The sequence below is a fragment of the Klebsiella sp. Shm-1 genome, from assembly GCF_040804525.1.
GTDB classification, from domain to species: Bacteria; Pseudomonadota; Gammaproteobacteria; order Enterobacterales; family Enterobacteriaceae; genus Klebsiella; species Klebsiella pneumoniae.
In genome coordinates, this window is the sequence record NZ_CP161823.1 from 4850632 (window position 1) to 4864213 (window position 13582).

Annotated in this window: 12 protein-coding genes; 2 read left to right on the forward strand and 10 right to left on the reverse strand. The window is 55.1% G+C overall.

Annotated features, from left to right (window positions below):
- Positions 1–3: 3 nt before the first annotated feature.
- From AB1E37_RS23690 to AB1E37_RS23710, 5 genes are all read right to left on the reverse strand, one after another.
- The gene (locus AB1E37_RS23690; RefSeq protein WP_032435449.1) at positions 4–2583 is read right to left on the reverse strand and encodes a fimbria/pilus outer membrane usher protein; all 2580 of its coding nucleotides are present in this window, start codon (positions 2581–2583) and stop codon (positions 4–6) included.
- On the reverse strand, positions 2537–3226 hold the full coding sequence (locus AB1E37_RS23695) for a fimbrial assembly chaperone (protein ID WP_004210006.1): 690 nt from the start codon (positions 3224–3226) through the stop codon (positions 2537–2539). The genes AB1E37_RS23690 and AB1E37_RS23695 overlap by 47 nt, the downstream gene beginning before the upstream one ends.
- A 60-nt stretch (positions 3227–3286) precedes the next feature.
- Positions 3287–3844 carry a fimbrial protein gene (locus AB1E37_RS23700; protein ID WP_004192602.1) on the reverse strand — a complete coding sequence of 186 codons (558 nt, stop codon included), beginning with the start codon at positions 3842–3844 and terminating at the stop codon, positions 3287–3289.
- Between the two features lie 510 nt (positions 3845–4354).
- A complete protein-coding gene (locus AB1E37_RS23705) occupies positions 4355–5044 on the reverse strand; it encodes an LrgB family protein (protein ID WP_002885088.1) in 690 nt (229 codons plus the stop codon).
- Complete coding sequence (locus AB1E37_RS23710; protein WP_002885086.1) at positions 5041–5448, reverse strand: CidA/LrgA family protein; 408 nt, start codon at positions 5446–5448, stop codon at positions 5041–5043. The genes AB1E37_RS23705 and AB1E37_RS23710 overlap by 4 nt, the downstream gene beginning before the upstream one ends.
- Positions 5449–5553: 105 nt before the next feature.
- Between AB1E37_RS23710 and AB1E37_RS23715 the strand changes: the two genes are divergently transcribed.
- Positions 5554–6435, forward strand: coding sequence for a LysR family transcriptional regulator (locus AB1E37_RS23715; RefSeq protein ID WP_004177821.1), 882 nt, complete (start codon positions 5554–5556; stop codon positions 6433–6435).
- A 162-nt stretch (positions 6436–6597) separates the two neighbouring features.
- Here AB1E37_RS23715 and AB1E37_RS23720 read toward each other — a convergent pair whose 3' ends face one another.
- The 4 genes from AB1E37_RS23720 to soxR all read right to left on the reverse strand — a co-directional run bounded on the left by AB1E37_RS23720 (position 6598) and on the right by soxR (position 11516).
- Positions 6598–8244, reverse strand: a complete 1647-nt coding sequence (locus AB1E37_RS23720) for a Na+/H+ antiporter (RefSeq protein ID WP_002885082.1) — start codon at positions 8242–8244, stop codon at positions 6598–6600.
- 147 nt (positions 8245–8391) lie between these two features.
- On the reverse strand, positions 8392–9741 hold the full coding sequence (locus AB1E37_RS23725; protein ID WP_032448204.1) for an NCS2 family permease: 1350 nt from the start codon (positions 9739–9741) through the stop codon (positions 8392–8394).
- A 388-nt stretch (positions 9742–10129) separates the two neighbouring features.
- On the reverse strand, positions 10130–10798 hold the full coding sequence (locus tag AB1E37_RS23730) for a glutathione S-transferase family protein (protein WP_032448203.1): 669 nt from the start codon (positions 10796–10798) through the stop codon (positions 10130–10132).
- Positions 10799–11057: 259 nt separating this feature from the next.
- Complete coding sequence (gene soxR, locus AB1E37_RS23735) at positions 11058–11516, reverse strand: redox-sensitive transcriptional activator SoxR (RefSeq protein WP_002885077.1); 459 nt, start codon at positions 11514–11516, stop codon at positions 11058–11060.
- 84 nt (positions 11517–11600) lie between these two features.
- On the opposite strand from soxR, the gene soxS reads away from it, so the two are divergent.
- Positions 11601–11930 (forward strand): superoxide response transcriptional regulator SoxS, encoded by a 330-nt coding sequence (gene soxS / locus AB1E37_RS23740; protein WP_004151738.1) that lies wholly within the window; start codon positions 11601–11603, stop codon positions 11928–11930.
- On the opposite strand, the gene AB1E37_RS23745 is transcribed toward soxS, so the two are convergent.
- The gene (locus AB1E37_RS23745; protein ID WP_004177824.1) at positions 11915–13519 is read right to left on the reverse strand and encodes an EAL domain-containing protein; all 1605 of its coding nucleotides are present in this window, start codon (positions 13517–13519) and stop codon (positions 11915–11917) included. The genes soxS and AB1E37_RS23745 overlap by 16 nt on opposite strands.
- Positions 13520–13582 lie beyond the last annotated feature (63 nt).

The window sequence follows — 13582 nt, forward strand, 5'->3', positions numbered from 1 at the left end:
CCATTACCGACATTCGGCCTGATAGAACAGAATATCGTCGCCAAGGGCCATGCCGGAGAAGTCATAATGAACGGTGCACTGCTCACTGCTTTTCTCCCCCCAGCGCGCTAACAGCTGGCCTTTTTTCTGCAGCCCCGTTAGATACACCTGCCCCTCATCGCCAACGATATTGCTGCGCGACGCGCTACCGTGATCATTATCGAGGGTCACCAGCGCGCCGAAAGGCACCACGCCATTGCGGGTACGCAGGGTGAGCATCGCCTTATAGCCAATTCGCGTGTCGTACTTCACTTTGACGATCGCATTGCGCGTCGGAACCACCGTTCTGGCGACGTTATCCACTTCAGCGCCAGGTATTTCCTGTTCATCCAGCGCCAGGCTGTTACGATGGTACGGACGGACGTAAGGCACCACCGCATATCCGGCGGCATCCGTCGTCACGTTTGTCTGACCGCGCACTGTCACATCGCTGACGCCAGGCGTTTCGACCAGCGCAGAACTCTCGCCAAGAAAGCGTGATAGCGTGAGTCCGCCCGCATGGGCGACCATGCCCCCGCGCAGCGAATAGTTGTAGTGATTGCTGTAGCGGTCGTAGCCATAGCCGCCAGCCACATCCCCTTTCGAGCCCTGGTAGTTGACGCTGAGGTTGCCGGAGGTGCTTTTATCCTGCGTGTTGTACCCTTCCAGTACGCTCCAGTTCAGGGAACGATCCTCAAACGCCGAGCCGTTGAGCCCCACGCTGTGCGTGGTATCGTTATGTCGACCATGGTTCATGGTGTAATTTGCCGAGAGCGTCTCGCCAAGCGGAATACTTAACGTCAGGGAGATGACGGTATCGCTGGCCGGCCGGTTATTGTCGCTGTCATCGGTGCTTTGCACATTGCGGTTATAGGAATAGTTAATAAAGTAGGAGGCCTTGCCAATCGATCCGCTATAGCCCACGCCCACCGATTCCATACGCGAACTGTCCCAGTAGGTCTCATTGACCAACGAAAGCGAGAGCGAACCATAGCCAAACAGCGTCTGCGACAACGATGCGTCAAACCGGCCTTTCGTTCTGCCGCTCTGCGTACAGCAGTCGCGCTGTGTGGAAGAGTTATCGACAAAGTCCTGAAACGAATAATATCCCGAGGTGGAGTAGCGATAACCGGCCACGGAAAAGCTGGTGCCCGTCTGCAGAAAGCTTTTACTGAAGCGGACGCGATACGATTGCCCTTGCTCTTTACTGGTTGACGAGGCCGTATCGCTGGTTTTCACGTCGGCCCACGACTGAGAGCCATCAAACGACAGCGCACCGATAGTACCGAGGTTAAAGCCAGCGCCTAACAACAGGTTGGTGTATTTATCTTCCGCCTGCTGGAAACCAGTATAAAGAGTGATGTTGCTGGTGGCGCCATAGGCCAGGGAAGACTGAATAAAGTTATATTCTTTATCGTCGGAGCTACCCGATCGCGTCCTGCCGCTGCTCAGCGCATAGTCCAGCTGGCCCTCACGTTGCAGGATCGCCAGCGACGCGAAAGGCACCACAAAGTTTTGCTCGCTGCCGTCAGACTCTTTAATGTTGACGTACAGGTCGCCGGCGCTGCCGGTGGCGTACAGATCGTTAATTTCAAAGGCGCCGGGAGCGACGGTGGTTTTATAAATGCTGTAACCATTCTGATAAACCGAGACCTCCGCGGTGGTGCGCGCGATCCCTCGAATCGTCGGCGCAAAGCCATGCAGGCTATCCGGCAGCATCTCTTTGTCCGAACTGAGCTGCAGACCGGTAAAACTCAAACTGTCGAAAATGCCGGAAGAGGTATACGTATTACCGACCACCAGCTGGCTGCGTAGGGTGTGAATATCGCGGGCAAGATAGGAGTAAACCGACTCCCAGCGGCTGTTGTTATCGCTGTGGCTATAGGTGCTGTAGTTACGCAGGCGCCATGGTCCCAGATTCAGCCCAGGCTGCAGGCTGACGAACTGACTGTCGATAGTGGCGCCGTTATGCCGCGGCGCATTACGCTGCCCGGTGACGCTATAGTTGAGAAGACCGGCATTGATCCCCTGTTGCCACTGGCTCTCGGGAATATAGTCTCTGGGGCGATTCAGCATGGCGGCCTGCGGCACGGTAAAATCAATCCGCTGCTGGGCAAGAGATACCGAGAACGTCATCCCGGGGATCGCCGACAGCCGGGCGCAGGTTTCCCCTGCCTCGAACAACTGCGGATAGGCGGTGGTATTAATCAACCATGAATTCAGATACTCCGCGGACAGGCAGGGAGAAGCAGTCGCGCCTGCGTCATGGCTAATTTCCTGAAAAGTCAGCGAGTCTGAACTGACGTACTTATCGTTGATGTAAACATCCAGGTGATAGGTGCCCGGCGGTATGCCATCTTGCGAAAAATAGGATAGATCAACCGAAGCCGCAGGACTCTCAGCGACTTCGAGTAAATTTGGGTTGAAATATTCGCCGGCCTCCGCGCGAGAGGGTAGAGTACTTAGGCACAGAATAATAGCGACGCAGATACTTTTAGTTGAAAATAGCAGCTCAACGCTACTGAATGATAGCGGTATATTTCTTCCCTGACATACCATAATCATTAATCACGCTCCATGTGATCTCTTTTTTTCCTGTCGCCGACAGGCTACTCTGCACGGGTATTTTTAAGGTGGAAAACGGGGCAGCAAACCATGCGCCAGAAATATTTTTACCGTTAAGGCTAACCTGTGAGAAATTCATATACAGCGGTGAGTTATTTTTTACCGTCACCGACGTCCCCTCTTTCCCCCACTGTAATTTTTCAGCGTACGCTTCCGGTGTATTACCTTTTAACGCAGCGGGTCGATAAATCAATTTTATTTTCGAATTAATCGCAAACTGTACGACATTTTTATCAGGTACATATTCTGTTGCCGGGATCCCTTTAATATTGAGCCAAAACATCGACTCGCGATCGTCGGGTAATTTCTTTCCTGATCGAACTACGCGGACAAATCCTTTCTCCCCGGCTTTGAGACGAAACAGCGGCGGCGTAATAATAAATGCGTCTTTGGCGGGTGAGGCTGCATCAACCACCGAGAGCCAGGACTGAACGATATTGCTGTTCTGATCTTTATTCTCAACCGTTATTACAGCGTTATTTTTCGTACCATCAAAAACCAGACGCGTACCGCCAACGACCACGCTGGCCTGCGCGAAGGAAGAAGACAGCAATAAACCGATCGCAAAAAAAGGATATCTCATATGTTTAATTTAAGGGGAATAGCAGGCGATTCCCCTTTCTCCATTCAACAAGAAGCCGAATTAATGATAGGTCACGTTATAAGTCACGGTTGTCTGAACGGTACCTTTCGTCGGATCGGCATCACCCGATTTCACCATTTTAACGGTGAATGGAATGGTTGCTGCACCCGAAGAGATATCAACATCAGAACCCTCTTCGTTATTCTTCATCACATTGCCCGCTTCGTCGAAAAGGGCCACAGCGACGCCGGTTGCCGGCTCATCAGTTGCCTGGTTTTTAAAATAATCGCTGTTCGCGGTATCGGAAACACCGCCAAAAGTGACGCGGGCGATACTGTTGCCACCTTCTTCCGCGGTCGGGCAATCAGCTAAGCTAAAGGAGAAGTTCTTGGCAGCGCCGAAGGTATACGCTTTCAGATCCGCCACTGAGGTGGTGCCCATATCAATAGCCGTTACACCGCCATCAATGGTCGCCGTACAGGTGGTATCGGAAACAATACCATTAAAGGTAATGGTGTTATCAGCCTGCGCAACGGTAGACAGCGCGCTGCAGGCAGAGAAAATCAGGGCACCCGCCAGAAATTTTTTACTCATCTTCATATTTATTCCCATATCCATTATAAACGACAATCAGTCCGTCAATTGCTTTATGCAGCGATATTAGAGAATGAAATTCAAGCAGCGCGGCGTCATGCATGTATTTACATGACATATGGTTTATGACAATTAATATTATTCATAAATAAACGACCAGCATTTGAATCCATTCAATAATACAAGCTCGCGTAAAAATAATAACTAGCATGAGGTAAGAACTCAATTATTAATGTAAAAATTGATTTTTTGCGACATAACATCGCAACGCATGAGTGGCCATACTCAAAACCATAAAAATCAAATAGTTATAAAGTTATAAAATTCGCAAAGATAATTGGATATTTATATAATATTTACCCCATAATTAAATACGGGCATGCAGAGAAACATTTAGTTACAAAGTCAGTGCTGATATAAGAATTGGCTTAATCTTTTATGATGAACCGTTAAATGCATCAATAACAAAAACAGGGAATAGCCGATAGCTATTCCTCTCCTCAATATTTATTAACATTCACTCTGGCGATAATGTTAAAACAGCAGCCAGCGGACGACCGGCGCAGCCAGCACCACCACTACGCCTGACAGCATCATCACCAGGCTGGCCACCACGCCCTCCTGCTGGCCCAGCTCATACGAGCGCGCCGTTCCCGCACCATGGGAAGCCGCGCCGAACCCGGCTCCTTTCGCCATCCCTTCCCGGATAGCAAGACGTAAAAACAGCATATCTCCCACCGCCATGCCAAACACGCCGGTGATCACCACAAACAGCGCCACCAGATCGGGTTGACCGCCGAGCGGTTTCGCCGCCGCCAGCGCAAAGGGCGTGGTCACCGAGCGCACCGCCAGGCTACGCTGAATTTCATCAGACAACATAAACCCGCGCGCCAGCCATACGGAACTGGTGACAGCCACCACTACCGCCGTCACCACCCCGGCGCTGAGCGACATCCAGTGGCGTTTAATCACCGCGACATTTTCATACACCGGAACGGCAAAGGCGATGGTCGCCGGGCCCAGCAGCCACAGCAGCCAGTGGGTCTCTCCCATATAGCTCTGATAAGAGATGTGGCCTACCACCAGAATCAGCACCAGCAGGATCGGCGTGAACACCAGCGGCATCAGAGGGAGTTTATGAAAACGGCGATACAGTTTTTTGTTGGCGTAATAGAGGACCAGCGTCGCCACCAGGCACAGGATACTCAGCACGGCATCGCTCATTTTTTTAACCTGCCCACTTCGTAACGATAGACCTTGTCAACGACCCAGGCGGTGGCGCCGAGCACCATCAGCGTGCTTAAGGCAATCACCAGAAATATCCGCCAACCATCGACCATCAACAGCTGGGCGTAGTTCACCACCGCGACCACCGCCGGGACGAAAAACAGCAGCATCTCCGCCAGCAGCCAGCGGGCGCCGGCGCGCACCCAGCTTACCGGTATCACCCGGCAGACGATCAGCAGCAGGAGCATCACCATGCCGACCAGGTTAGCCGGCAGCGGTACCTGCCACCTGTTCACCAGATATTGTGCGAAGATGAATAACCCGACGTAGAGAAGTACCTGTACCGGGATCTGAAGTCGTTGCGCCACGGCGGGGGCAACGCGAGCTGGCGCGAAGGCCATGTGCGATAGTCCTGAAAAAAAGAAGTCAGGCGAGCAGTATAGAGAGCCGCCGAAGCGGACAGAAATGAATTAAAATCATCGCAGGTATAGTCTCAGGGAATAATTATGGATATCCGAACGCTGCGCTATTTCGTTGAAGTGGTTCGTCAGCAGAGTTTTACTCGCGCGGCGGAAAAGCTGTTTGTCACACAGCCCACCATCAGCAAGATGCTCAAGAATCTCGAAGATGAGCTGAACTGCACGCTGTTGATCCGCGACGGCCGCAAACTACTGCTCACCGATACCGGGCGCGTCGTTTTTGAACGCGGCCAGGCGATCTTGGGCGAGTTCAGCCAGCTGGAGTCAGAGCTGAGCGATATCAACCACCTGCATAAAGGGGTGCTGCGGCTTGGCATTCCGCCGATGGTCGGGATGCTGATGGCCGAGCCGATCAGTCGCTTCCGCCAGCGCTATCCGGGCGTCGAGCTGAAGATCGCCGAGTTTGGCGGCCTGACGGTCCAGCAGGCGGTCAGCAATGGCGAACTTGATATGGCGATGACCGCCCTGCCTGTCGAGGAGGATAGCAGCCTCACCATTCTGCCGTTGTTCAATCACCCGCTGTGCGTCCTGACGCCAAGAACCGCGGAGTGGGAAGGTAAAACCTCGCTCTCGCCGGCCGAGCTGGCGTCGCATCCGCTGGTTATCTACAACGAGGAATTTGCCCTTAGCCAGCAGCTGATGCGGCTGTTTGCCGAGCATGACGTGAAGCCACGTATCGCAGTGCGCAGCGGCCAGTGGGATTTTCTCGCCGCCATGGTGCAGGCGGGCATTGGCGTAGCGATCCTGCCGGAACCGATTTGCCAGCGTCTCGACCGGCAGAATTTTTGCTGGATCCCGTTGCAAAGCGAGCTGCGCTGGGAGCTGGGGATGATTTGGCGGGAAGGCGTATATATGTCGCGCAGCGCTGAGGCCTGGCTGGCGTGCAGCAAAGCGTTCTGGCTGGAATAATTCCCTGGTGACAACGCGTTCCGCAAGGGAAGGGGTAGCCCGGGTCAGGCGCTTGCGCCGCTGCCCGGGTTTCCCCCGGTCGCGCTAACGCTTACCGGGGCTACACATTTACTGCAGTCTCGCCAGTAGTCCGAATAAGCGTCGCGCTATCCGGATTACAGGTTATTGATCTTCGATTAACAGCGCTTCCAGCAGGTCGAGATCGTGGAGCAGCTTCTGCAGCGTCTCGTTACTGATCTGCCGGGTGGCGCGCAGATGATACAGCTCGCCGCGCTCAGAGCGCAGCGCCGCCAGGCGGAAGCGGCGTTCCAGACTCTCTTCGAGCATAGAGGTTTCCACGTCGTTACGCCCATCGGCGCGCCGGCGCAGGTTACCGATCACCCGCGAACTGACTTCGGTCAGCAGCTGGGTATCGATATTCTCTTTGGTATCCGCCGCCAGACGCTCTTCCATCTTCTGGATCGCCACAATCGCCACGTCAGCCGTTGCCGCGCGCGCCAGACGCTCCTCTTTCCGCTGCTGCACATTATCGCTCGATTCAATGTGACGTAGCAGGATCGGCAGCGCAATCACCCCGACGAACAGCGAGAACAGGATCACCCCGGCGGCGAGGAAAATCAGCTCATAGCGCGCCGGAAAGACATTCCCGTCAGGCAGCAGCAGAGGAATGGAGAGCACACCGGCGAGGGTAATCGCCCCGCGCACCCCGGCAACGGAGGAGATCAGCAGCTCGCGCGTGGTCCAGGAGCCAAACTCCATCGGCTTCTTCTTCAGGAAGCGCTGACTGAGCTTACGCATCGACCATAGCCAGCCAAAACGCACCAGCATCAGCGCGGCATAGATCAGGATAATGTCGGTAAACAGCATCCAGGTCTCAACGTTGGGGTCGGCCTCCGCCGCCACCAGCGAACTGGAGAGGATATCCGGCAGCTGCAGGCCCAACAACAGGAAGACCATGCCGTTGAAGACAAACTCCAACATTGCCCAGGTGCTGTTGGCGCGCAGGCGCATGGCCAAGGGCGCGGTGCGCATCACGCCGGAACGGGTGATGGTCATCCCCGCCGCCACCGCCGCCAGGATGCCGGAGACACCGATATGTTCGGCAATCAGATAGGAGGCAAACGGCAGCAGGAACAGCAGGACAATCTGCGTGGCGGGTTCATCCCCGCCCCAGCGGCTGAGGAAGCGCATCGAGCGGCCATACGACCAGCTCACCACAAACCCGGCCAGCACGCCGCCAATCGCCACCTTCAGAAATTCTACGGTGGCGCCGCCAACGGTAAAGACCATGGTGCCCATCGCCACCGCGACGGCAAACTTGAGCGAGACCAGGCCGGAGGCGTCGTTCATTAGCGCCTCCCCCTGCAGAATGCCCATGATTTTCTTCGGTATCCGCCCTTCCCCAACGATGCCCGAAAGCGCCACGGCGTCGGTCGGCGACAGCACGGCCGCCAGTGCGAACGCCGGGATCAGCGGAATGCCCGGCACAATCCAGTAGATCAGAAAGCCGATGCCGACCACCGTCACGACCACCAGCGCTAGCGCCAGGCCGAGGATCTCGCGCCCGTGTTCAATAAATTCGCGGGTTGGCGTTTTCCAGCCGTCGGCGAATAGCAGCGGCGGGATAAACAGTACCAGAAACAGCTCTGGATCAAATTCAACGTGCAAACCAAAGGTCGGCCACGCCAGAAGCGCGCCAATGGCGATTTGCATCAGTGGAAGTGGAACCTGAAAGGGCAGTACGCGCGTCACTACCCCGGAGAGTGAGACCACAAGGGTCATGATGAGGATGGTAAAGAATATTTCCATGTGTTCCCTGTTTGCTGCGTTTTCTTTTATACCTGTAAGGCGTCATGCCTGTGAATCATACGCTACCCAGATTAACGCAAATGGAAACAGGATGTGGCTTAAAAATAAAACGGGCGGCCTGAGCCGCCCGTGAGGAGCACGAAGGGTTTAAATCGCCCAGCCGCCGGCGTAGAACACCACCAGCGCCACAGCGATAATCACCGTGCCGAGGTTCAGTTTGCGCCACTCGCCGGAGACCAGACGGCCAATAACCAGGGTCGCGAATCCGATCATGATGCCCGTCACGATGTTACAGGTCAGCACGATAAACACCGCGGTGATCAGGCCAGCCATCGCGTCAACAAAGTCATTGAAATCGATTTTCGCCACGTTGCTCAGCATCAGCAGGCCAACGTACATCAGCGCCGGCGCGGTCGCGTAGGCCGGCACCAGATAAGAGAGCGGGGAGAGGAACAGGATCAGCAGGAACAGGACACCGACCGTCACCGCGGTCAGACCGGTTTTACCACCGGCCGCGGTACCCGCCGCCGATTCGATATAAACCGCCGCCGGCGCCGCCCCGACTAAACCGGAGAAGACGCTGCTCAGGGAGTCGGTGGTCAGCGCTTTACCGCCGTTGATGATCTGTCCGTCCTTATCCAGCAGATTCGCCTGGCCAGCCACCGCGCGGATGGTACCGGTGGCGTCAAAGACCGCCGTCATCACCAGCGCCAGCACGCTTGGCAGCACGACCGGGTTGAGCGCGCCGACGATATCCAGGCTGCCGATCAGGGAATTACCCTGGCCATCGCTCAGGGATGGCATAGCGAAAATGCCGGAGAAATGGACGTTGGGATCGAAAATCAGGCCGACAATCGACACGCCGATAATGGTCAGCAGAATGCCGCCCGGCACCTTCATTTTTTCCAGACCAATGATCACCGCGAGGCCAATCAGCGACATCACCACCGGGAAACTGTCAAAGTTGCCCAACGCCACCGGCAAACCGTCCAGCGGGTTTTTGATCACCAGACCAACGCCGTTGGCGGCGATCAGCAGCAGGAACAGGCCAATGCCGATCCCGGTACCGTGCGCCACGCCTTGCGGCAGGTTACGCAAGATCCAGCTGCGGATGCCGGTTGCCGAGATCACCGTAAACAGGACCCCCATCAGGAATACTGCGCCGAGGGCTACCGGAATACTGATCTGCTGCCCCAGCACCAGGCTGAAGGCGGTGAAGGCGGTCAACGAGATAGCGCAACCGATCGCCATCGGCAGATTCGCCCATAATCCCATCGCCAGCGAGCCAACGCCCGCTACCAGACAGGTCGAGACAAACACCGCGGCCGGCGGGAAGCCCGCTTTACCGAGCATGCCCGGCACCACGATGACGGAGTACACCATCGCCAGAAAGGTAGTAAGACCTGCAACAATCTCCTGACGCACGGTGCTGCCGCGCGCCGAAATTTTAAACCAGGCGTCCAATGAACCGCCGGTACGCTCTGAAGGCGTAGACATAGAAAACTTCCCCTGAAAATTTTTATCGTTCGTTGATATGCGTGGTGGACCGTCCACTGCCAGTTAAACGCGATCTCCATGTACCGAATCGCAGCGCCAGGGGGGCCGCAAAAAAGCAAACGTTTAACTCCGCGCATACACTACGGTGGTCAACCTTATCGCCTCCCCCGGACAGCAGAAAAAAGGGGGAGCGAAACAGAAAGGCAAACGATTATCCGGCCTTTAGATAACCCTTTTCAACCGATGTTTATCGTATTTCGCTAAATTTCGCTTATGACGAACAGAAAATAACCAGACGATGCGCAAACGTTATCGTCCATGCGCAATCCGCTAACAATTTTTTAGTGAGTTGCTTTCATTTATTGACGTCATCGGATCCGCTGATATCTCAGGCGCCGGGTAAGGTGAAGGGGCCGCCGCGCTCGATGGCGCGTTGCCAGGCCGGTCGCTGTTCCACTCGCTGACACCAGGCCTCGATATGGACAAGGTCATGCATGCCGCCACGCGCCAACAATGCCATCACCGGGAAGCTCATCTGGATATCGGCCATGCTCAGCCGCTCGCCAGCGAACCATGGCCGCGCGGCAAGATGGTCGTCAATGAACCGCGCATGGGTGGCCAGCTGCGGATCGAGCCACGTTTTCTGTATCCCCTTGCCCAGCAGCGAACCCAGCGAGCGAATGCCAAAGGGCACAGGGGGTTTGCCAAGGCTGGCGAACACCAGCTTCATTAACAACAGCGGCATCAGCGAGCCTTCGGCATAGTGCAGCCAGAAGCGGTACTGCAGTTTGTCGTCAATTCCCTGCGGCTTCAACAACCCGCCGCTGTCCCAGGTTTCCTGCAAATACTCGAGGATCGCCCCGGACTCCGCCAGCACATAGCCGTTGTCTTCCAGTACCGGTGATTTGCCCAACGGATGGATTTTTTTCAGCGCCGCCGGCGCCAGCATCGTTTTCTCCCGCTGATAGCGGACTATCTGATAAGGCAGCTGCAGCTCTTCCAGTGCCCACAGTACGCGTTGCGATCGTGATTGATTAAGATGATGAACCGTCAGCATGAGCCTCTCCCGTAGTTTGTTCAAATTAACTATAGGAACAGGCGCTCATTGCCGGGAAAATTTCAGCAAAATAGTGAGGAAAAAGCGACGGCAGATGCCATAGTTAAAGTGTCGACGCAAACCGGAACCTCCATCAACAGATTGCGCAATACTGAGGGACGTCGACGTCGGGGGAAACCCTCTCGCGAACCAGCGAGATAATGCGAAAGACCAAGACCGGAAAACAACTAAAGCGCCCAGTTGTGGCGCTTTAGTTTTATCACTCGTCTTCCAGCAACCGGGCGCCGGTTCCCTCTTCCCCCAGTTTATCGCCCGGGTTGCGCAGCGGGCAGTCGCGTCGCGATAAACAGCCGCAGCCGATACAGCCGTCGAGCTGGTCGCGTAGCGCCGTCAGGGTATGAATGCGCCGATCCAGCTCCTCACGCCACTGCGATGACAGCATCTTCCACTCTTTTGCGCTGAGATTGTGCCCTTCCGGCAGCACGCCAAACGCGTCGCCGATAGTGGCCAGCGGGATGCCAATACGTTGCGCAATTTTGATAATCGCCACCGCGCGCAGAACGTCACGCCGGTAGCGCCGCTGATTGCCGGCATTCCGCTGACTGTGGATCAATCCTTTACTCTCATAAAAATGGAGGGCCGAGACCGCCACGCCGGTTCGTTTTGCCACTTCTCCAGGCGTCAACAGCATTTTGATGCGGGGTGATTTCTTTTCCATAAAGCGCTTTACCTCAAGTTAACTTGAGGAATTATACTCGCCTGCAGACAAAACGACGAATCGAGAATTGAGAGAGGCCGCTTTATGTCCCATCAGGATATTATTCAAACTTTGATTGAATGGATTGATGAACATATCGATCAACCACTTAACATTGATATAGTCGCCAGAAAGTCAGGATACTCGAAGTGGTACCTGCAGCGGATGTTCCGTACCGTGATGCATCAGACGCTGGGGGACTATATTCGCCAGCGCCGCCTGCTGCTGGCGGCGGAAGCGTTGCGAACCACCCAGCGGCCGATCTTTGATATCGCCATGGATCTGGGCTACGTCTCGCAGCAAACCTTCTCCCGGGTGTTCCGCCGCGAGTTTGACCGCACTCCCAGCGACTATCGCCATCAGATCTCCGCGTGACGCGGCGGCTGAGGCACGTTCGCGGGCGCGGGAGCATTGGCTAACCACTGCATAAACTCCCGCGCCGGCATCGCTTTCGCAAACAGCCAGCCCTGGCAATACTGTACGCCGCGCTTGTAGAGCCAGCTTACCTGCTCCGGCGTCTCCACGCCTTCTGCAATCGTCTTTAACCGCAACCCGCGCGCCATCTCGATGATATGTTCAGCAATCAGGTGGCTGGTGTTGTTGGTGGTGAGCGTATCGACGAAGGTTTTATCGATTTTGAGGATATCGACGTTCAGCGCGTGCAGATTATGCAGATTCGAGTAGCCGGTGCCGAAATCGTCGATGGCAATTTCATAGCCTGCTTCGCGGAACGCCTGGATCACCGGCGTGGTCTTCGGTACGTCGATAAACCCGCGCTCGGTCACTTCGATTTTGATTTGTCCGATACAGACCGCGTAGCTGTGCGCTTTCTCACTGATCTGTGAAATCAGCCGCGCCGAATGGAAATCCGACGCAGAGAGATTGATGGCTATATACAACTGTGGATGGCTGGCCAGAAACTCACCCATTTCATAAAACAGTTCATCCACCACGTAGTCCGTGACCTGGGCAATCATGCCTTCATTTTCCGCCAGCGGAATAAACTCCGCCGGGTTCATCACCGGACCGTCAAACCCAGGCCAGCGCAGCAGCGCTTCCGCCCCAACGCAGCGGTTATTTTTAATATCGATAATCGGCTGGTAGTGCAGGCGCAGCTGGCGGCAGCTCAGAGCCCGCTGCAGCATATTGCGCGGCGAGTGATACTGTCGGCGGGTGCGCGACCACACCAGCACCAGTAAAATACTGCAAATTATCCCCAGCGGCAGCGTCAGACTGGCCTGGTCACAAAAGTTGTGATAGTAGCTGGCCCGCGAGGTGGACATAATGACGGCGATGGGGCGAATAGCGGAGCGGGCGATCGTATACACCCGGCCATTCTGATTAAAAAAGGTATCGCCTTCGCGAATTAACGCATGGAGTTCCGCGGGCTCGACATTGTTACTTACCGAGAAAAAGAGGTTGGTTTTGGTATCGAAAACGCCATAGGCTAAATCGCGGTCGCTGGCGATCACCGAGCTGTACGAGAAGGGATTAACCACCACAACATAGGGCCCCTTCTGCATATAATTCATGGCAAAGCCCGGATAAAACGGCGTGTCCCGGTAATAGTAAATCGCGACATCCGGCTTTTTGGTGTAATTAGCCGCCGGCATCCGCCAGCCGGTTTGCTGATGAACGGACGTTGAACAGATAAAGCGCTGGCCGTTAGCGTAGATCAGATCTTCCACATACAGCAGGCCGCGCACAATATGCAGTAAATAACGCTGGTGATCCGCTGAACACAACTCACCGCGATACTGGCTGGCTTTAGCCCGAGCCTGATCCGCTTCCCGGATGACCATTTCCGTTTTTTGCAGCGCCAGCTGCGAAAATGAGTGTAATTGATCAATGGTTTCGGCTTTAGCCCGCAGCTGGGCAAACCACAATGCCAGCACCACTGGCAATAAAATAACCAAACCTGTTCCGATGAGTCTTAGCGCCTTATGCGGCGCACTGTCACCCATTTACGCTTACATCCATGCGATATGCCTTAATTAAGGTAGCCCGAACACGTTAGCAATCGCGAT